The organism is Hamadaea flava (assembly GCF_024172085.1).
Taxonomy (GTDB): Bacteria; Actinomycetota; Actinomycetes; order Mycobacteriales; family Micromonosporaceae; genus Hamadaea; species Hamadaea flava.
In genome coordinates this window covers 40,029-57,640 of sequence record NZ_JAMZDZ010000001.1, presented here as the reverse complement: position 1 = coordinate 57,640, position 17,612 = coordinate 40,029, and the positions used below count along the sequence as shown (strand labels likewise).

Genomic DNA, 17,612 nt, shown 5'->3' with positions numbered 1-17,612 from the left:
CCGACTAGGCCGGCGACTGGGGCTCAGGCGTGCGCGACCGCCATCTGACGGCACGACCGCTCGCATTCACGGCAGGCGTCGGCGCAGCGCTGCATCTGTACGTCGTCGCCGAACGCGTCGCACGCCGCAGCGCACTGCCGGCAGACGTCGGCGCACAAGGTGCAGATGGCCGGGTGGAACTCCGAGGACCGGGCCATGAAGTCGGCCGCCATGCGGCACATGTCGGCGCAGTCGGTCAACAGCCGGATGTGCGCCGCCTCGGCGTGCTGCCCGCCCTGCTGAAGGCTGTAGTTGATGGTCTCCTCGCAGATCCGGTGACACTCCAGGGCCGCCGAGACCCCCAGCGCCATCGTGCCGTTGTCGTGGTGCAGATCCATGATCAGGCACTCCCTCGTCGGGTGTCAGGTCAGCCCTCACCGTATGACAGGCTGGTGGAGGCCGCAGCCGTTCGAGCGAGGACGACATCGATGTACATTCCAACTCATTTCGCCGCAGACGACGCAACCGTCGCTGAGCTCCTGCGGCGTCCCGGAGCGGCCGATCTGATCACCGCGACCCCGGACGGGCTCGTCGCGACGATGCTGCCGTTCCTCTACGACCCGGCCGCGCGCGAGCACGGCGCGCTGCTCGGGCACGTCGCGCGTACCAACGATCAGTGGAAGCTGCCGGTCCTGGGCGAGGCGCTGGTGATCGTACGCGGGCCGGACGCGTATGTGTCCCCCTCCTGGTACGCCTCGAAGGCCGAGCACGGCCGGGTGGTGCCGACGTGGAACTACGTGACCGCCCACGTCTACGGCGACCTCGTCGTCCACGACGACGCCGAGTGGGTGACCGGGCTGGTCCGGCGGCTGACCGACCACCACGAGGCCGGACGGCCGCACCCGTGGTCGGTGGACGACGCGCCGGCCGCGTACGTCGCGGGCCAGGCGCGCGCGATCGTCGGAGTGGAACTGGTCATCCGCCGGATCGAGGCCAAGGCCAAGCTCAGCCAGAACCGTTCGGCGGCCGACGTCGCCGGGGTCGTCGAGGGTCTGGAGAGCCAGGGCGACACCGTTGCCGCGGCTGCGATGCGTACGCACAACGGGCTGTGACCTTCGTCCTGCCGAAGACCAGCGTCGTGCTGGCGCTGGCGTACGGGCTCGGCGCCGCCCTGGCCTCGCTCGCGCTCCTCGTGGTGCTCACGATGCGCTGATCGGCGCGGCCTGGGTGGGGGCGCCGGCATCGCGTTCCGTCTCGATGAGGGCCGGGAAGCCGTCGCGCCGTCCATAGACGACTCCGGCCAGCCCGGCCCCGGTCAGGACGGCGGCGACCACCGGGAGCGCGCCGGTTCCCCAGGCGGCGAGGACCTGCCCACCGAGCAGGGCCCCGCCGCCGATGCCGATGTTGAACGCCGAGGCGTTGAGCGCCGACGCCGTATCACCCGCCTGCGGTAGAGCGGCCCGGAGGATGGCCGCCTGCACCAGCACGGCCAACCCGTTCAGAGCGAGCCCAGCCGCCATGATCCCCACGACGGCGAGCGCGGCACCGTTCGGGACGACACCGAGGAAGACGAGGGCGCCGGTGAGCAGGCCGCCGCCGGCCAGCATCGCCAGCCGGGGCCGCCGGTCGACCAGCATCCCGGCCAGGAAGAGGCCGACCGCTCCGGCGACGCCGTAGCCGAACAGCGCCGGGCCGAGCGCCTGCTCGGAGATCCCGGCGGCCTGCAGGAACGGCGAGATGTAGGTGTAGAAGGCGAAGTAGCCGAGCATCGTCAGCGCGGTGGTGATCGCGACGACCGTCACCGACGGCGTCCGCAGTACGCGTACCAGGCTGGTCTCGGTGGCGGTGGTCTCGCCCGGCATCGGCGGCAGCAGCCGCGACGCGGCCAGGGCGACGAGCGCGGTCGCCGCGGAGAGCGCGAGGAACGACGCCCGCCAGCCGATCGCGACGCCGAGGCCGGTCCCCAGCGGCACCCCGACGAGGACGGCCACCGTACCGCCGCTGAACACGACGGTCACCGCCCGGCCGAGCCGCTCCGGTGGGACCAGTCGCGCCACGTATCCGGCGACCATCGCCCAGAACACCCCGTGCGCCAGCCCGCCGAACAGGCGCGCGGCCACCGCGATCGGGTAGGCCACGCTAACCGCCATCAGGACGCTGCTTCCGGCGTACGCGATGAGGGTGCCGACGAACAGCGCACGCCGGGGCAGGCGGGCGGTCGCCCGGCCGAGCGGCGCGGCGAACAGCGCCACCATCAGGGCGTACCCGGTGACGAGCAGGCCGACCGAGGGCTCACTGACGCGCAGGTCATGGGCGATGGAGCTGAGCAGGCCCATGGGCAGCATCTCGGTGGTGACCGAGAGGAAGGTGCCGGCCGCGACGAGCAGGAGGCTGGCCAGCGGCCAGGGGGCGGGCCGGGGGGTGTCTGCCATGGTCGCGACGGTATCCGGGCGAGTGGGCGTCGATTTCGCGGGGGCTCGTTCGTATAGCAGGTGAGACGGTGCGAAAGGGTGGTCACGAATGAACGAGACTCGCGTGGTGCTGGACGGGCGGGGCCTGGTGGAGTCCCCGCGATGGCACGGCGACCGGCTGTACTTCTCGGACTGGTCGGCGGGTGAGGTCGTCGCGACCGACCCGGCGGGCCGGAGCGAGGTGGTCGCCCGCGTCGCGTCGTTGCCCCTCTGCACAGCGTGGCTGCCGGACGGTCGAATGGTGATCGTCGACTCGGCCGAGGGCCGGCTGCTCGTCCGCGCCGCGGACGGCTCGCTGGCCACGTACGCCGACCTCGGCCGGCCAGGCTGGAACGACGTCGTGGCCGACGGCCGGGGCAACGTCTATGTGAACCGGGGCGATTTCGATCCGATGGCCGGCGAGCAGGCCCGGCCGGGCTGGGTGGTGCTGGTGACCCCGGACGGCGAGGTACGCCAGGTCGCCGACGACGTCCTGTTCCCCAACGGGATGGCGGTCACGGCGGACAACTCGACGCTGATCGTGGCCGACTCGTTCCGCAACTGCCTGCTGGGGTTCGACGTCGCCAGGGACGGCACGCTGGCGAACCGGCGGATCTGGGCCGATCTGGGCGACGGCGCACCCGACGGCATCTGCGTCGACGCCGAGAACGCCGTCTGGTACGCCGACGTGCCCAACCGCCGCTGCGTACGCGTGGCCGAAGGCGGCGAGGTCCGGCAGACGATCGAGCTGGATCGCGGCGGGTTCGCCTGTGTGCTCGGCGGGACGGCCGGAACGACCCTGTTCGTCACGGCGGCCGGCTGGCAGGGCATGACCGCGACCGAGCTGGTGCGGCCGGGCAGCGGCCAGGTGCTCGCCGCCGAGGTCGCGGTGCCGGGCGCCGGATGGCCGTGAACTCCGCTACGCTGCCGCGATGGTCACGTTCCTCACGGCGCTGAGCGGTCTGGCGTGGACGATCGTCTACCTCGACTCGATCCGGATCGGCCTGAAGCAGCGCACGTACGCGATGCCCCTGGTCGCGCTGGCGTTGAACATCGGCTGGGAGTGGATCTACGGCCTGCACGGGCTGCTCGACGGCCTGTCGTTGCAGGGCGTGGTGAACGTGGTCTGGGCGGTGGCCGACGCCGTCATCGTCTACACGTATCTGCGCTTCGGCCGCCGGGAGCTGCCCGACTTCCTGTCCGGGACGATGTTCGCGGCATTCAGCGTATTGGTGTTCGCCACCGGGTTCCTGGTGCAGTGGATGTTCGTCGTCGAGTTCGACTGGCACCTGGCGTCGCGGTATTCGGCGTTCCTGCAGAATCTGCTGATGTCCGGGCTGTTCGTGGCGATGTTCGCCGCCCGGCGGGGCGTACGCGGCCAGACGATGACCATCGCCGTCGCGAAGTGGATCGGCACGCTCGCGCCGACGATCGTCTTCGGCGCCTATGAGCATTCCGCGTTCATCCTGACGCTGGGCATTCTGTGCAGCGCGTTCGATCTCGTCTACATCGGGCTGTTGTGGTGGGCACGGCGACAGCCGGCCTTCGCGGCCGCCCCCACATCCGTACCCGCTGATCGACTGATCGGCGTCGACTGATGATCAGCATCATCTGAACAGCCTGACCCCGCCCGGCGGGGGTCAGGTGCGGCGCAGCGCCCGCAGCGCGCCGGCGAAGCCGGTCACACCGTCGCCGAGCGCGCCGAAGAACTCGCGGTCGCACGCCTCCACTGCGACGATGGCTCGGTTGACCAGGACCCGGCCTTGGTCGGTCGCCGCGATGGCCCGCGCCCGGCGATCCTGCGGATGCGGCGGGCGGTGCACGAGGGCTCGCGCCTCCAACGCCCGCAACACCTGCGAGGTCATCATCGGATCGGTGACCGCCATGTCGGCCAGCGCCCGCTGGGTGACCGGGCCCGAGTCCTGCAACCAGGTCAGCGTCGCGAGCAGGACGAACTGCACGTGCGTCAGACCGAACGGCTTGAGCGCGGCGCGGATGGCGGCCTGCCACTGGTTGGTCACCTGCCAGAGCAGGAGCCCGGGACTCTCGTCGGCACTGTGGAACTCGGTGTCCAGACCGCTCACGAGTGATCCGCCATGGCGGACCGGATCTGCGTGAAGTCCGCCTCGGTCAGCTCCACCAAGCCACGGCGCAGCTGGTTTCCCCAGGCCCGCTCCCGCGTCAGGGCCAGGTCGAGATCCATGATCCGGGTCTCGCGAGCATCCTCCACGTAGGACACTCTACGACGCCACGGCTGGAAGTCTCCCTCGTCGGCCTGCCAGATCTCGTCCTCGGCGACCTCGCCGATAGCGGTGAACGCTTGAAGCGGCGTACCGCCTCGGAGGCTCGTTCTGGGCGAGTAGTAGACCAGCCAGTCCCCCGGCGACAACCGGGCCAGGCCATCGCGCCGGCCGTGCCCGAGCTGAGCGATGCCCAGTCCGGTGCCACGGCGTACGTGGTCGCGGCAGACGACGCCGAGCCAGAACCTCATGCCGTCACCTCCGTCCGGGATGTGCAGACGGCTTCGAGCCGGTCGAGATCGGCCAGGTGGCCATGTCGGCCCAGCGGGCGAAGAACTCCGCTGCGGGCGCGGACGACGTGATGCGAGCAGTGGCTATCGTCTTCACAAGCAATAGTATGCGCGCTTATTATTTTACGGTCAAGCGCGCCCTGTCAGGTGCCCGCGGTCAGATGCCCCCTCGGCCGGTCAGGCTCGTCCGGTCACGCCGTCGCTGGTGAGCCGCCAGGCGCTCCCGGCCGTGGCCCCGTCCCCCGCGCACAGCAGCCAGTCCGCGACGACGCGGCAGGCGCGGGCGCTGCCGAGGTCGGCCACGGCCCGAACGTGGTCACCGTCCACCACGCCGAGCCAGGCCCGGCCCGTGCGTCTGGGTTCGTAGAGGGCGTACACGCGGTCGCCGACCGTGCCGGCGGCCCGCCACACGCCCAGCTCCACCCGAGTCTTACCGGTTTCGGCGTCCACGAGCACCGCGGCGGTCGAGCGTGCGGGGATCAACGCCAGGAGAACGCCGTCGCCGGCCGGAAGCTGAGCACCGATCCACTCGCCGTCCCGCCGCCAGACGGTTCGCCCCGTGACCGGGTCGGCCGCGGTCACCTCCCCGCCGAGATTCAGGCACATCAACCGGCCGCACCGCGGGTCCCCGACAGCGTCCGGCGAAGCGTTCGACGCCACCGTGGTCACCGCCATCACCGCGGTCGGGTCGGCTCCTGCGGTGGCGAGCCCGTAGGTCAGGACACCGCCGTCCGCGCGCAGCACCAGCACGCCCGACGATCCGGCCGCGAGGATCGGCATGGTGCCCAGCGTCAGCGAGCCGAGCGGTGTGGTTCGCCCGGTCGCCGCGTCGAGCAGGCCGAGTCGCACGTGACCGTCCGGGCCGCCGGTCCCGTCGGCGCCCGTACCGTCGGCGACGTAGGTCCCGACCAGCACCTGACCCGATTCGGTGTACGCCGGATAGGGCTGGCCGTCCGGGTCGTGCCAGATCGTGCCGCCATCGCCGAGCCTCAGCCCGACGAGTCCGGTGGCGTCCTGTACCACCAGCACACCCGGCGTGAAGCTACCCGGGATGGCCAAGCCGAAGTGCTCCCAGCGCTTGGCCCCGCTGACACCGTCGAGGGCGACGATCAGACCCGGCGTGGTCACCGGCGATTGGCCGGTGCCGACCCGGGTGGCCTGCGGGGTCATCACGAGCACCAGGCCACCGGCGTCGCGTAGGTCCACGATCGGCCGCCCGGACTGGTACGCCCACAGCTGCCGCCCGGTGACCAGCGAGTACGCCCGCAGCTCGAAGTCCCGACCGGTCACGATGTACGCCCGGCCGCCGGAGACCAGCACCGTGCCGTCCACCGCGACCGCGGGCAGCCGGATCGGCGCGACCGCCGGTACGCCCGGAGCAGCGGCCGCCTGCGTCGCGAGCACCAGCGTCAGCAGTGCTCCCCCGAGAACCGCCGTACGCCGCCGGCGCAGCGCCGCGCGTACGGCTGACAGCCGGGCGGGTCGCTCCTCGGCCGGCGGGGGCGGCGACGCATCCAGATCGATCAGGGTCATGCCGATACAACGCGCTGGCCCGTCGACCGCGTTGCCCGCCGCGCGTGGTGGGTTGAACGGGTGCGTCTGGGCGGCCGCCCCACCCCTGTGACGGGTGGAGTGGTGGGTTGAACGGGTGCGTCTGGGCGGCCGCCCCACCTGGGGGGTGGGTGCGGCAGGGCGGCCGCCCAGACGGCGGGAGAACCAAGACCCGCGTCGAGCCGGGCGCGCCAGGGGGATGTACGCCCTGCTCGATCATGGACACTAGAGCGCCACGCGGTCGGTGGGACTCGGCCGGGTGGCCATCGCGATCATCATCACCGCGTCACGGTCCACCCGCGCGGTGTCAGCCCGTCGAGCCGGGCTTCGGCTCGCCCTGCCCCCGATACCAGGCGATCTTCTCCTGCAGATGCTCGTACTGCCGGCGCAGCAGATCCATCCGCTCCTCCACCTCCCGCGAGTGCTCTTCCAGCAGCGACAGCCGCTCGACGAGGGTGCCGTCGCCGACCCGCGCGAGGTCGCAGTAGCGCCGCAGCTGGCTGATCGGCATCCCTGTGTCCCGTAGGCACCGCAGCACGTCGAGCCAGCCGAGGTCGTCGTCGCTGAAGACGCGCCGTCCGCCGGAAGTGCGGCTGACGTCGCCGAGCAGGCCGATGCGCTCGTAGTACCGGAGGGTGTGGATGCTGAATCCGGTCAGCTCGACGGCTTCCGCGGGGGTGTATGCGCTCACCCGACCGAGCATAGGATCTTCGGCGGGCGCATCAGGACCGGCTGCTGTTCAACATCATGACGGTGATCAGCACGGCGAGCGCCAGGATCGCGATCGCCCATTCGATGCCGAGGAAAAGCCCCACGAAGATCGTCAGCGCGGCGGCCCCCACATGGGCCAGTCCTCGCCGCCAGGTGCGCTTATGGCGCATCCCGCCCAGGCGGGCCGACAGTGCCGGATCGTCGGCGACGAGGTGCCGCTCGATCTCCGCCAGCTGGATCTCCTCGCGCGGGCTGAGCATCGCGCCTCCCAGAGGGCTAGTGGACCTATCGTCCGCCTTGCCGCCCCACCCGCGCAAGACGCGTTTGTGCCCGCAGAAGGCCGGGTATGCGCTCGCCGGAAGGTGATCGCGTGGATGCCAAACCCCCGGTGGTGGTCGGCGTGGACGGGTCACCCACAGCGATGGATGCCGCCCGCTGGGCGGCGGCGTACGCGGTTCGCCACGGCGCCTCGCTGTGTTGCGTCTACGGGTACCACTTGCCGATGTATGGATTCTCCCCGATCGGAACGCTCGGGGAGATGGAGAACTTCGACGCGCGGGCGCGCCGGCAGGCCGAGGACATGCTCGGCACTGCCGCGGGGCGGCTGCGGGAGGCGTACGCCGGGCTGGAGATCGACACCCGGATGGAGACCGGCGGCGGGACGGCGGTCCTGGTCGACGCGTCCAAGTCGGCGATCGCGACGGTCGTGGGCGCCCGGGGCGGTGGCGGCTTCACCCATCTGCTGCTCGGGTCGGTCGCCGATCAGGTGACCGTGCACGGGCTCGGCCCGGTGATCGTGGTACGCGGTCCCGCGCCCGACCGTGGCCCGGTCCTGGTCGGAGTCGACGCGTCCGAGCACGCCGCCCGAGCCCTCCGGTACGCCGCCGCCGAGGCCGCCCTGCGCGGCACCGACCTGGTCGTGCTGCACGCGTACACCGAGACGCTGCACCCGCGCTCGGGCGATCCGGCGGCCGAGGGGAAGGCCGAAGCCGAGCGGCTGCTCGACACCATGACCGCCGACCTGCACGAGTTGCATCCGCGGCTGCGGGTCCAGACGCGTCCGGTGTACACCGGGCGAGTCGATCAGGCCATGATCGAGGCGTCCGCGGAAGCCGTCCTCACCGTCGTCGGCTGCCGTGGCCTGGGTGGGCTGCGCAGCATCCTGCTCGGTTCGACCTCGCGGGCGCTGGTCCATCACGCGGCGAGCCCGGTCGCGGTGGTCCACCGCCAAGGCTGATCCGTGCGGTCAGCGAGCCTCGGACTCCCGGAGCAAGGGGATCTGGCCTCCGGCGAGGACCATCGCGATCTGGCGCGGCGACAGCCGGTGTCGCAGCCGCAGCTCGCGACCGTCCTGCGTGGACGCCGTCAGCTCAGGGCCGGCCTGCACGGCGGTACGCACGTCGTCGATCGTCAGCACGTCACCGGCGGCGAGCCGGTCGTAGTCGGCGGGGTCGGCGAACTCCAGCGCGAGGATGCCGAAGTTGGCCAGGTTCTGCCAGTGGATACGGGCGTACGACCGGGCGACGACCAGGCGCAGTCCCAGATAGCGCGGCGCGATGGCGGCGTGCTCACGGGAGGAGCCTTGCCCGTAGTTGTTCCCGGCGATGATCGCGTGCGGGCCCAGCGCGCGCACCCGGTCGGCGTACCCGTGCTCGACCTGTTCGAAGACGAAGTCCGCGAGTCGCGTGATGTCGCTGCGGTGCGGGAGGGCTCGCGCTCCGGCGGGCATGATCTCGTCGGTGGAGATGTCGTCGCCGAGGCGGAGCGCGATCGGCAGGTCGAGCCGGTCCGGGAGCGGGTCGAGGTCGGGCAGGCGGCCGATGCTCGGGGCCTTGTCCAGTTCCACGGTGGCCGCTTCCGCGGGCGGCAGGGGCGGCTCGAGGACGGCGATGCCCGGCATGGGCTCGGGCAGGCGCACCCGCGGCTGGTCGACGCCGAGCAGGGCGGGCAGATCGCGGGGGTCGGTGATCTGGCCGGTCAGCGCGGCCGCCGCGGCCGTCTCCGGCGAGCACAGCCACACCTGGTCGTCGTGGGTGCCGGAGCGGCCGGGGAAGTTGCGCGGGAAGGTACGCAGGCTGTTGCGCCCGATCGCGGGGGCCTGCCCCATGCCGATGCAGCCGAGGCAGCCGGTCTGGTGCAGGCGCGCCCCGGCGCGGACGAGGTCGAGGGTCGCGCCCATCGTGGTCAGTTCGGCGAGGGTCTGGCGGCTGGCCGGGTTGACGTCCAGCGACACCTGCGGGTGCGTGCGCCGGCCGGCGAGGATCGCGGCGACGACGGCGGCGTCCCGCAGCCCCGGGTTGGCCGAGGAGCCGACGACGACCTGATGCACCGGCTCGCCGGCGACGTCGCGTACGGGGGTCACGTTGCCGGGCGACTGCGGCGCTGCGATGAGCGGTTCCAGCGTGGACAGATCGATCTCGTCGGTCAGGTCATAACGGGCGTCGGGGTCGGCGAGCAGTTCGGAGAAGTCCGCTTCCCGGCCCTGGCCGCGCAGGAACGCCGCCACCTGGTCGTCGGCCGGGAACACCGTGGCGGTCGCGCCCAGCTCCGCGCCCATGTTGGCGATCACATGCCGATCCATCGCGGTCAGCCCGGCCAGCCCTGGCCCGTGGTACTCGATGATCTTGTCGACTCCCCCGCCGACCCCGTGCCGGCGCAGCATCTCCAGGATCACGTCCTTGGCGCTCACCCACGGCGGCAGCTCGCCGGTCAGGCGTACGCCCCAGATCCGGGGCATCCGGACGAACAGCGGCTGCCCGGCCATGGCCATCGCGACTTCGAGGCCGCCGACCCCGATCGCCAGCATGCCGAGGCAGCCGGCCGCGCAGGTGTGCGAGTCCGAGCCGATCAGCGTCTTCCCCGGTACGCCGAAGTGCTGCATGTGGGTGGGGTGGGAGACGCCGTTGCCGGGCCCCGAGTACCAGATGCCGAACCGCCGGCAGGCCGACCTCAGGAACAGATGGTCGGCCATGTTGAGTTCGTCGGCCTGGACCAGGTTGTGGTCGACGTACTGGGCGGACACCTCGGTACGCACCCGGTCCAGCCCGAGCGCCTCCAGTTCCAGCATCACCATGGTCCCGGTGGCGTCCTGGGTGAGGGTCTGGTCGATGCGGAGCCCGATCTCCGTGCCCGGGGTCGGCTCGCCCGCCACCAGGTGGGCGGCGATCAGCTTCTGCGCCACGTTCGGCATGCGTACCAGTCTGCCCCTTCATCGACGGGTGTGCCCGGTGTTTGCGGCGGGGCCGATGGGGAAACAGACCTTTCATGCCGGAGGGAGACGCCATGACCACCAAGTTCATCGCCATCAGCAGCGTCAGCATCCCCGCCGATCCCACCGCCGTGTGGGACGCGCTCACCGATCCTCGGACGGTCGGCGAGGCCTTCTTCGGAGCTGACGTGACGACCGACTGGGAGCCTGGGTCGCCGATCCGGTTCGACGGGACCTGGCAGGGCCGCGAGTTCCACGACCACGGCGAGATCCTGGACGCCGAACCCGGCCAGTACCTGCGGTTCACCCACTTCAGCCCGCTGTCGGGGCTGCCGGACGAGCCGGACAACTATCACGTCGTGACGTTCGACCTGGTGCCGGTCGGCGACCAGACCGCCGTGACGATCACCCAGACGAACGCCGGCAGCGAGGAAGAGGTACGCCACTCGGAGCACATGTGGGGCGAGGCCCTGCTGGCGCTGCGGGACTCCGCGGCGCGTCAGGGCAGGTGACGCCGTGCAGTCGGGGCGGGTGACGCCGTGCCAGAATGGGGGGCATGCCCCGACACCTCGACAAGATCGCGCTGATCTCCGACGTCCACGGCAATCTCACCGCGCTGGAGGCCGTCCTGGCCGACATCCGGGACCGGGGCATCGAGCGGATCTTCAACCTCGGCGACTACGTCGGCAAGGGGCCCCGTGGGCGCGAGGTGATCGACCGCTGCCAGGAGGTCTGCGAGGTCAACCTGCTGGGCAACTGGGACGACGCGCTGCCTGATCCAGATCGCGGATTCGACAACGAGGCGTTCCGGTGGTGGCTCGCGCAGCTGTCCGACGGGCAGGGCGACTGGCTGCGCAAGCTCCCGTTCACCTTCGACTTCCTGCTCAGCGGGCGGCGGGTGCGGCTGTTCCACGCCTCCTCGACCAGCGTTCATCGACGCGTACGCTTCGATCACACCGAGGCCGAGTTCCTGGAGCTGTTCGCCAACACCCCCGCGACCGGTGACGGGCCGGTGCCGGACGTCGTCGGCTACGGCGACACCCACGACCCGTATTACGAGGTGGACCGGCAGCGGCGCACCCTGTTCAACACCGGCAGCGTCGGCAACAGCATGGACGATCCGACCCCGGTCTACGTGATCCTCGAAGGCGTCTACGGTTCGGCCGACGAGGCGCCGTTCTCGATCCAGTTCGTCCGCGTCCCGTACGACGTCGAGACCGAACTCGCCGTCGCGGCCGAGCTGGGCATGCCTGAGCTGGCGGAGTACACCTCCGAGATCCGCGACGGCGTCTACCGCGGCGAGATGAACGACCTCGACGGGCCGAAATACCACCGCCGCTGACAACAACTCGCACCACCGCATCGGCGGGCATCGGAGGCGGCCGGAGGTCCGGACGCCCCCGATGTCGCCGGGATCTCGGTCCTACGCGGCCTCGCCGGTCGCCCGCGTCAGCACGACGACAGGAATCTCGCGTTCGACCTTCGCCTGGTACTGGGCGTACGTCGGGAACACTCCGGTCATCAGCTCCCAGAGTTCGGCCCGTTCCGCGCCCTCGGCCGTACGCGCCACCGCCGCGTACACGTCGTCCTTGATCTGCACCGTGACGCTCGGATCGGCGGCCAGGTTGCGGTACCAGAACGGATGTCCCACCGAGCCGCCGTTCGAGGCGACCAGCACGACGTCGTCGCCCCGGCCGCCGTAGTAGAGCGCCGTGCGGCGCAGCTTGCCGGACTTCCGCCCCCGGGTCGTCAGGAGTAGGGCGTTCGCCCCGTAGTACTCGTGCCCCTTGCCGCCGTCGGAGTTCACATAAGAGTCGATATGCTTGGCCACCCAGCCGACCGGGCTGTCGACGATCTCTTCTTCCACCGCCCCAACCTACGCGCCCGGCCTACGCGTCGGCTTGGGACTGCGCCCGTTCCTGCCGGATGCGCTGGAGCGCCTCGCCCCATTGGTCGCCGCCGTCCGCCGCGTCGGTCCTACGGTCGCCGAAGAACTGCGGGTGCCAGATCATCGCGTACGCGAGGGTCACCAGCACGGCCAACGCGGCGAGCGCCTGTAGTCCCTGCGCCACGTCTTCGAGCCAGGCGTACCAGGCCGGGTAGACCAGCGCCTGGATCTCGGGGATGCGGTCGCCGGAGGCGAGCGTCCGCAGCTGACCGAGGTAGTCGCCCAGGCGCAGCGGCGCGCTCAGATCGGAGCCGATGCCGAACAACCCGTAGAACAGGGTGACCGCGTTGAGGACGAGCGCCGAGGTGCGGGCGGCTGTCGAACCCCGCCGGACGAACGCCGCCAGCATGGCTCCGGCCAGGCAGATCACGCCGAGGACGATCAGCTCGGTGGCGCCGCGCTGGTCCCGCAGCAACGCCGGGGTCAGCAGTCCGTACTCGGCGTTGATCTGCCGGAAGAGGCCGGCCAGCCGGGCGGCGTCGGCGGATCCCCACCAGTGCAGTTCGAGGAGCCCGTCGAGCACGAGCAGCAGCCCGACCGGGGCGGACAGCCACATCGTCCAGGTGGCCACCCGTACGCCGCGCGGAACTTCTTCGGTCCCCGTCATGGCCGCGACGCTAGTCCACCACCCAGGCGGAGGAAAGCGCATTCGCCCGCGGCGGCGGCTACAGTTCGAGCGTGGAAGCCAAGATCAGCCTGACCCGCCAGGACGGTGCGATCACCGTCCTCGGCGGGCCGACCGCCGTCCTCGACCTCGGCGGACTGCGTATCGTCGCCGACCCGACGTTCGACGACGCCGGACCGCACGGATACCTCACCAAGACCGGCGGGCCCGCCGTCGCCGAAGACGTCGTCGGCCCGGCCGACGTCGTGCTCGTCAGCCACGACCTGCACCCCGACAATCTCGACGACCGCGGCCGGGCGTACGCCCTGGCCTCGCCGCTCGTCATCGCCGGACCGGTGACCGCCGGACGGCTCGGCTCGCCCGCGCTCGGCGTACGCCCCTGGGACAGCCACACGGTGGCGCGGCCGGACGGCGGCGAGCTGACCATCCAGACGGTGCCGGCCGTGCACGGGCCCGAGGACGGCGAACGCGACGCGGACGGCAACGTCAACTGCGAGGTCGTCGGGTTCGTCCTCACCGGACCGGGGCTGCCGACCGTCTACGTCAGCGGGGACAACGCGTCGATCCGCACGGTCGCCGAGATCGCGCGACGCGTACCGGACATCGACGTCGCCGTGCTCAACGTCGGTGCGGCTCGCGTACAGATGCGTTTCGACGGGCGCGCGTTGACCCTCGATGGTGAGCGGGCCGCGGCCGCCGCCGCGGTGCTGGGCGCGGACCTGGTGATTCCCGCGCACTACGACGGCTGGGCGCACTTCTCCGAGGGGCTCGCCGGGATCGAGAGCGCCTTCGACGACGCCGGGCTGTCAGCCCTGCTGCGTACGACCCCGCACGGCACCTGGGTCCCCCTCCCCCGCTGACCGATGTCTGATGCGGATCACGGTTGTGCAGGCAAAAGCGGCTCGCGGCGGCCTGCGCAACCGTGATCTGGCGGGAACAAGGGGCTACCGTGCGGGGATGAGCGCTTCCGACGAACTCGCGGCTCGCGCCCGCGCCGTCATCGACGCCAACCGCTATCTGACGCTGGGGACGAGCGAGCCCGACGGCCGCCCCCGGGTGTCCCCTGTGTACTTCACGCACTCCGGCTATCGGGACTTCTACTGGGTCTCGTCCCCGGACGCGCGGCACTCCAAGAACGTCGCCAACCGGCCCGACGTCGCGATCGTCGTGTTCGACTCGACGGCGGCGGTCGGCCAAGGCCAGGCGGTCTACGTCGGCGCGCGAGCCGAGATGATCGCGGACGACCGGCTGGCCGCGGCATGCGAGGCGGCGTTCGCGAGCGTCGGACCGGGTGCGACCGCGTTCACGCCCGACGAGCTGAGCGGCGACGCCGGCTTCCGGCTGTACGTCGCGCACGCGCTGACCTTCGAGGTCCACGTTCCGGGCCGCGACCCGGTCTACGGCACCGGCATCGACCGGCGCCAAGCGGTGGACTTCGGCTAACGGCCGGTCGAGCCGTCGATCAGCTCGCGGAGGATGTCGGCGTGCCCGGCATGCCGGGCCGTCTCCTCCAGCATGTGGGCGAGAACCCAGCGCAGGTTGGCCGAGGGCTGGTTGCCGGGCCGCCGGCACTCGGCGTCCAGGTCGCCGGTCGCGAGGATCGGCGCGACCTCAGTCCAGGACTGCTGGTACGCAGCCAGCGCCCCCGCGACGGTGTCGTCCGGCCGAACCTCGCTCGGCGGCAGCTCGACGTCCTCGCCGGCGAAGCGTACGCGGAACCAGTCGAGCTCGGCGGTGGTGAGGTGCTTGACGAGCCACAACAGAGTGGTGCCACTGCCGACCGGGGACTGCCGCGCCGCCTCTTCCGAGACGCCGGTGACCTTGCGGACGAGCGACTCCCGCTGGAACTGGAGCAGCTCGACAAGGGTCTCCCGGTCGCCGGTGAGCAGGCGCGGCGGTCGTTGATCAGCCATATCCGCAGCCTAGGCCACCGGAGTGATGGTCTTGCGCTCGCCGTCGACCGCGATGGTGATCGTCAGGCTGGACGCCTCGAAGGCCGCCCGGTCGCCGACGCCGAAGTGGACCGCGCCCGAGTTCGTGATGCGGATCTGCTGCAGGTCGCCGGGCGGGGCCTCGGCGGCCGGGATCGCGGAGTCGCCGAAGAAGTCGCGGAAGACGCCCGCTCCGACGACGGCCGTGTAGAGGATGTCCTCCGGGACGTCGATCAGCGCGACCTCCGGATAGAGCCGCTGGATGCGTTCGGCCGCGGTGGGTCCGTCGTGCTCGCGGGGCGTCGGGTCCTCGAAGTCGAGGTGGTACCAGCGCTTGGCCGGCTCGTCGCGCAGCGTGATCCCGTACAGCTGCGGGGTGTCGGCGATCGGGGCTCCCTTGAGCAGCCGGAACGTGCCGACGTCGGCGCGCGCGATGACGTGCCGGTGGTCGCGGATGAACCGGTAGGTCTCGTCGGCCTCCTCGACGGTCTCCGACGGGAAGTCGCTGAACACGCCCGCCTCGACGGCGATGCCGGCCGCGTGGCACTGGGCGAGGATGGTCGCCATCCGCTTCTGGTCGGTGCCCTTCACCATGGCCTTCAGCACCCGGTCGTTGCCGCTCTCCAAGCCCATGTAGAGGCGTACGCAGCCGGCTTCGCGCATGGTCGTGAAGATCTCGTCGGAGAACCCCTTCTCGAACCGGGCGACCGCGTGCCAGCGTACGTCCAGCTCGGCGGCCAGGATCGCCTCGGAGATCTGCCGCAGGTGGCCGGGCAGGATGACGTCGGACTCGAAGCAGAAGACGTCCTCGCCGGTCGACGCCTGGATCTCGGCGACGTCGGCGGCGATCCGCTCCGGCGAGCGCATCCGATACGGGGCCATCTTGATGAAGGCGTAGTTGCAGAACGCGCACTTGTTGAAGTAGCAGCCCCGGGTGGGCACGAGGCAGATCAGCCGCTTCGGGGCGAAGTAGCGGTCCATCGGCATCATCGAGAAGTCCGGCGCGGGCGGCCAGTCCAGGTTGAGCTGGTAGGCGTGGTCCAGCTGGCTGATCACCTGGCCTTCGGCGTACCGGATGATGTTCTTGACCTCGCTGATCTCGCGGCGACCGGCGAGGGCCTCGATGAAGTGGAGGAACGTCTCGTCGGCCTCGCCGACGAAGAACGAGTCGAGCCAGCGGCCGAACCGCGGGTCCGCGGTGAGCACGTCCTTGCCCCACGTGATGACCGGGCCGCCCCACGTGATGTGGACCCCGGGGTCCTGGTCGCGGATCGCCTGCGCGAGCAGGAACGCCGGGATGAGCTGGGAGAAGTACGGCACGGACAGGCCGATGACGTCGGGCCGGTCGGCGAGCAGCGAGGGGACGGCGACGTCGCGGAAGTACTCGCCGAGCGGCCCCGCGTCCCGGCTGACCGCGGCGTCGACCTCCTCGTACGAGTCGTAGGTGGACGCCGAGTACGAGTACTTGCCGAAGGTGAGCCCGGGGTGCCCGGCTGTGATCACCTCGCCCGCGAGGTGGAAGATGCGCTTGGCGTACAACAGTTTCGCGGGGTCGAAGAAGTCCACCGGATCACGCAGCACGCGCCGGGCGTCGTCGATGCCGGCGATCACCTCGTCCACGACGGCTCGCGGGAGTCCACTGTCGCCGCGGTCGGCCGCCGTCTTCAGGTACTCCGGCCGAAGCAACGCGTCGAACGCCTCCAGGTTCACGTCGCGCAGGACGACGTTCTCGAAGCCGCCCCGGCGCAGGACGGCGCCGAGCAACGGGAGCGCCCCATAGGGCAGCGACGGATCGGCTGAAGGCGGGAAGACGATCGACACCCTTGTCGTGACCATGCGGGGGACCTTAAGGCACGACACGGTCCTGGACATAGTGGATGATCGTCTGAAGCGGGTCTTGCCGCGAGCTTGATCACGTGACAGCATTCGCGGCGTGGTGACGGGGGGTGTGACGACCCGGTGGCTCGCCCGGCCGGTGCCGAGGCCCGCTGCCCGGTTACGGCTGTACTGCCTGCCGTACGCCGGAGCCGGCGCGAACGCCTTCCGGTTGTGGCCCACCGCTTTCGGCGAGGACGTCGAGATCGTCGGAGTGCAGCTGCCCGGCCGTGAGACGCGGCTGGGTGAGCCGCCGGAATTCGCCGTCGAGGACGTCGCCGCCGCGATCGCCGCGGACGCCGACCGCCCGTTCGCCCTTTATGGACATTCCATGGGCGCGCGACTGGCGTACGAGGTGACGCAGGCGCTGCCGGTCCCGCCGGTCCGGTTGTTCGTCGCGGCGTGCCGCGCTCCGCAGTTGCCGCCGGACGGTCCGCTGCACGGGCTCTCGGAGTTGCCGGACGCGCAGCTCGTCGCCCGGCTCGCCCCGGCGGGCGGTTTCGCCGAAGAGGTGCTGGCCGAACCGGAACTGCTGGCGTTGCTCGTGCCCGCCTTGCGCGCCGATCTGGCGTGGGTGGACGGCTATCGCCACGTGACCCGGCCGCCGCTGACCGTCCCGATCGTCGCGTTCGCCGGCGAGTCCGACGACCGCGTACGCCTCTCGACGGTCGCCCAATGGGGCCGGCTGGCCGGGGCGGGCTTCACCTTGCACACCGTCGCCGGTGGGCACTTCTTCCTGCACGAGCGGCTGCCCGAGCTGGCCGCGCTCATCATTGACGACCTGGCACTCAACGAGGAGTGACG

The 17,612-nt window shown here is 71.1% G+C and carries 21 protein-coding genes; 9 read left to right on the top strand and 12 right to left on the bottom strand.

The genetic code is table 11. The features are described from left to right. Nucleotides 1-23 precede the first annotated feature (23 nt). The gene (locus HDA40_RS00215) at nucleotides 24-377 is read right to left on the bottom strand and encodes a four-helix bundle copper-binding protein (RefSeq protein WP_253749843.1); all 354 of its coding nucleotides are present in this window, start codon (nucleotides 375-377) and stop codon (nucleotides 24-26) included. 90 nt (nucleotides 378-467) lie between these two features. Here HDA40_RS00215 and HDA40_RS00210 point away from each other — a divergent pair, with 90 nt between their 5' ends. Next, nucleotides 468-1,091, top strand: coding sequence for an FMN-binding negative transcriptional regulator (locus HDA40_RS00210; RefSeq protein ID WP_253749840.1), 624 nt, complete (start codon nucleotides 468-470; stop codon nucleotides 1,089-1,091). Between the two features lie 87 nt (nucleotides 1,092-1,178). On the opposite strand, the gene HDA40_RS00205 is transcribed toward HDA40_RS00210, so the two are convergent. Continuing rightward, complete coding sequence (locus HDA40_RS00205) at nucleotides 1,179-2,411, bottom strand: MFS transporter (protein WP_253749837.1); 1,233 nt, start codon at nucleotides 2,409-2,411, stop codon at nucleotides 1,179-1,181. A gap of 88 nt (nucleotides 2,412-2,499) precedes the next feature. On the opposite strand from HDA40_RS00205, the gene HDA40_RS00200 reads away from it, so the two are divergent. Further along, nucleotides 2,500-3,342: an SMP-30/gluconolactonase/LRE family protein gene (locus tag HDA40_RS00200; RefSeq protein ID WP_253749834.1), complete on the top strand. Its 843-nt coding sequence runs from the start codon at nucleotides 2,500-2,502 to the stop codon at nucleotides 3,340-3,342. Between the two features lie 19 nt (nucleotides 3,343-3,361). After that, nucleotides 3,362-4,027: a transmembrane-type terpene cyclase gene (locus HDA40_RS00195; protein WP_253749831.1), complete on the top strand. Its 666-nt coding sequence runs from the start codon at nucleotides 3,362-3,364 to the stop codon at nucleotides 4,025-4,027. Between the two features lie 42 nt (nucleotides 4,028-4,069). Here HDA40_RS00195 and HDA40_RS00190 read toward each other — a convergent pair whose 3' ends face one another. The 5 genes from HDA40_RS00190 to HDA40_RS00170 all read right to left on the bottom strand — a co-directional run bounded on the left by HDA40_RS00190 (nucleotide 4,070) and on the right by HDA40_RS00170 (nucleotide 7,481). Continuing rightward, nucleotides 4,070-4,513 carry a MarR family winged helix-turn-helix transcriptional regulator gene (locus HDA40_RS00190; protein WP_253749828.1) on the bottom strand — a complete coding sequence of 148 codons (444 nt, stop codon included), beginning with the start codon at nucleotides 4,511-4,513 and terminating at the stop codon, nucleotides 4,070-4,072. Next, a complete protein-coding gene (locus HDA40_RS00185; protein WP_253749825.1) occupies nucleotides 4,510-4,920 on the bottom strand; it encodes an EVE domain-containing protein in 411 nt (136 codons plus the stop codon). The genes HDA40_RS00190 and HDA40_RS00185 overlap by 4 nt, the downstream gene beginning before the upstream one ends. Before the next feature lie 216 nt (nucleotides 4,921-5,136). Then, complete coding sequence (locus HDA40_RS00180) at nucleotides 5,137-6,492, bottom strand: outer membrane protein assembly factor BamB family protein (protein ID WP_253749822.1); 1,356 nt, start codon at nucleotides 6,490-6,492, stop codon at nucleotides 5,137-5,139. 325 nt (nucleotides 6,493-6,817) lie between these two features. Continuing rightward, nucleotides 6,818-7,201, bottom strand: coding sequence for a MerR family transcriptional regulator (locus HDA40_RS00175; RefSeq protein WP_253749819.1), 384 nt, complete (start codon nucleotides 7,199-7,201; stop codon nucleotides 6,818-6,820). Between the two features lie 31 nt (nucleotides 7,202-7,232). Further along, complete coding sequence (locus HDA40_RS00170) at nucleotides 7,233-7,481, bottom strand: DUF3040 domain-containing protein (protein WP_253749816.1); 249 nt, start codon at nucleotides 7,479-7,481, stop codon at nucleotides 7,233-7,235. 110 nt (nucleotides 7,482-7,591) lie between these two features. Between HDA40_RS00170 and HDA40_RS00165 the strand changes: the two genes are divergently transcribed. Then, nucleotides 7,592-8,458, top strand: coding sequence for a universal stress protein (locus HDA40_RS00165; protein ID WP_253749813.1), 867 nt, complete (start codon nucleotides 7,592-7,594; stop codon nucleotides 8,456-8,458). A gap of 9 nt (nucleotides 8,459-8,467) precedes the next feature. Here HDA40_RS00165 and HDA40_RS00160 read toward each other — a convergent pair whose 3' ends face one another. After that, nucleotides 8,468-10,411 (bottom strand): aconitate hydratase, encoded by a 1,944-nt coding sequence (locus HDA40_RS00160; RefSeq protein ID WP_253749810.1) that lies wholly within the window; start codon nucleotides 10,409-10,411, stop codon nucleotides 8,468-8,470. Between the two features lie 92 nt (nucleotides 10,412-10,503). Here HDA40_RS00160 and HDA40_RS00155 point away from each other — a divergent pair, with 92 nt between their 5' ends. Next, nucleotides 10,504-10,941 (top strand): SRPBCC family protein, encoded by a 438-nt coding sequence (locus tag HDA40_RS00155; RefSeq protein ID WP_253749807.1) that lies wholly within the window; start codon nucleotides 10,504-10,506, stop codon nucleotides 10,939-10,941. A 44-nt stretch (nucleotides 10,942-10,985) separates the two neighbouring features. Next, nucleotides 10,986-11,771 carry a metallophosphoesterase family protein gene (locus HDA40_RS00150; protein WP_253749805.1) on the top strand — a complete coding sequence of 262 codons (786 nt, stop codon included), beginning with the start codon at nucleotides 10,986-10,988 and terminating at the stop codon, nucleotides 11,769-11,771. An 81-nt stretch (nucleotides 11,772-11,852) separates the two neighbouring features. Here HDA40_RS00150 and HDA40_RS00145 read toward each other — a convergent pair whose 3' ends face one another. Next, a complete protein-coding gene (locus HDA40_RS00145; protein ID WP_253749802.1) occupies nucleotides 11,853-12,296 on the bottom strand; it encodes a nitroreductase family deazaflavin-dependent oxidoreductase in 444 nt (147 codons plus the stop codon). A 22-nt stretch (nucleotides 12,297-12,318) separates the two neighbouring features. Next, nucleotides 12,319-12,984, bottom strand: coding sequence for a hypothetical protein (locus HDA40_RS00140; protein ID WP_253749799.1), 666 nt, complete (start codon nucleotides 12,982-12,984; stop codon nucleotides 12,319-12,321). A 71-nt stretch (nucleotides 12,985-13,055) separates the two neighbouring features. Here HDA40_RS00140 and HDA40_RS00135 point away from each other — a divergent pair, with 71 nt between their 5' ends. Together HDA40_RS00135 and HDA40_RS00130 are read left to right on the top strand one after the other, a co-directional pair. Beyond that, nucleotides 13,056-13,862: an MBL fold metallo-hydrolase gene (locus HDA40_RS00135; RefSeq protein WP_253749797.1), complete on the top strand. Its 807-nt coding sequence runs from the start codon at nucleotides 13,056-13,058 to the stop codon at nucleotides 13,860-13,862. Between the two features lie 97 nt (nucleotides 13,863-13,959). Further along, complete coding sequence (locus HDA40_RS00130; protein ID WP_253749794.1) at nucleotides 13,960-14,445, top strand: pyridoxamine 5'-phosphate oxidase family protein; 486 nt, start codon at nucleotides 13,960-13,962, stop codon at nucleotides 14,443-14,445. Here HDA40_RS00130 and HDA40_RS00125 read toward each other — a convergent pair. Both HDA40_RS00125 and HDA40_RS00120 read right to left on the bottom strand, forming a co-directional pair. After that, the gene (locus tag HDA40_RS00125; RefSeq protein WP_253749791.1) at nucleotides 14,442-14,915 is read right to left on the bottom strand and encodes a DinB family protein; all 474 of its coding nucleotides are present in this window, start codon (nucleotides 14,913-14,915) and stop codon (nucleotides 14,442-14,444) included. The genes HDA40_RS00130 and HDA40_RS00125 overlap by 4 nt on opposite strands. 9 nt (nucleotides 14,916-14,924) lie before the next feature. Beyond that, complete coding sequence (locus HDA40_RS00120; RefSeq protein WP_253749789.1) at nucleotides 14,925-16,769, bottom strand: B12-binding domain-containing radical SAM protein; 1,845 nt, start codon at nucleotides 16,767-16,769, stop codon at nucleotides 14,925-14,927. 97 nt (nucleotides 16,770-16,866) lie between these two features. Between HDA40_RS00120 and HDA40_RS00115 the strand changes: the two genes are divergently transcribed. Next, a complete protein-coding gene (locus HDA40_RS00115; protein ID WP_253749786.1) occupies nucleotides 16,867-17,610 on the top strand; it encodes a thioesterase II family protein in 744 nt (247 codons plus the stop codon). Nucleotides 17,611-17,612 lie beyond the last annotated feature (2 nt).

Coding starts and splice junctions, on each gene's coding strand:
- HDA40_RS00170 (WP_253749816.1), bottom strand. CDS start 7,481: ATGCTCAGCCCGCGCGAGGAGATCCAGCTGGCGGAGATCGAGCGGCAC.
- HDA40_RS00195 (WP_253749831.1), top strand. CDS start 3,362: ATGGTCACGTTCCTCACGGCGCTGAGCGGTCTGGCGTGGACGATCGTC.
- HDA40_RS00155 (WP_253749807.1), top strand. CDS start 10,504: ATGACCACCAAGTTCATCGCCATCAGCAGCGTCAGCATCCCCGCCGAT.
- HDA40_RS00205 (WP_253749837.1), bottom strand. CDS start 2,411: ATGGCAGACACCCCCCGGCCCGCCCCCTGGCCGCTGGCCAGCCTCCTG.
- HDA40_RS00185 (WP_253749825.1), bottom strand. CDS start 4,920: ATGAGGTTCTGGCTCGGCGTCGTCTGCCGCGACCACGTACGCCGTGGC.
- HDA40_RS00140 (WP_253749799.1), bottom strand. CDS start 12,984: ATGACGGGGACCGAAGAAGTTCCGCGCGGCGTACGGGTGGCCACCTGG.
- HDA40_RS00125 (WP_253749791.1), bottom strand. CDS start 14,915: ATGGCTGATCAACGACCGCCGCGCCTGCTCACCGGCGACCGGGAGACC.
- HDA40_RS00120 (WP_253749789.1), bottom strand. CDS start 16,769: ATGGTCACGACAAGGGTGTCGATCGTCTTCCCGCCTTCAGCCGATCCG.
- HDA40_RS00160 (WP_253749810.1), bottom strand. CDS start 10,411: ATGCCGAACGTGGCGCAGAAGCTGATCGCCGCCCACCTGGTGGCGGGC.
- HDA40_RS00180 (WP_253749822.1), bottom strand. CDS start 6,492: ATGACCCTGATCGATCTGGATGCGTCGCCGCCCCCGCCGGCCGAGGAG.
- HDA40_RS00150 (WP_253749805.1), top strand. CDS start 10,986: ATGCCCCGACACCTCGACAAGATCGCGCTGATCTCCGACGTCCACGGC.
- HDA40_RS00200 (WP_253749834.1), top strand. CDS start 2,500: ATGAACGAGACTCGCGTGGTGCTGGACGGGCGGGGCCTGGTGGAGTCC.
- HDA40_RS00130 (WP_253749794.1), top strand. CDS start 13,960: ATGAGCGCTTCCGACGAACTCGCGGCTCGCGCCCGCGCCGTCATCGAC.
- HDA40_RS00210 (WP_253749840.1), top strand. CDS start 468: ATGTACATTCCAACTCATTTCGCCGCAGACGACGCAACCGTCGCTGAG.
- HDA40_RS00215 (WP_253749843.1), bottom strand. CDS start 377: ATGGATCTGCACCACGACAACGGCACGATGGCGCTGGGGGTCTCGGCG.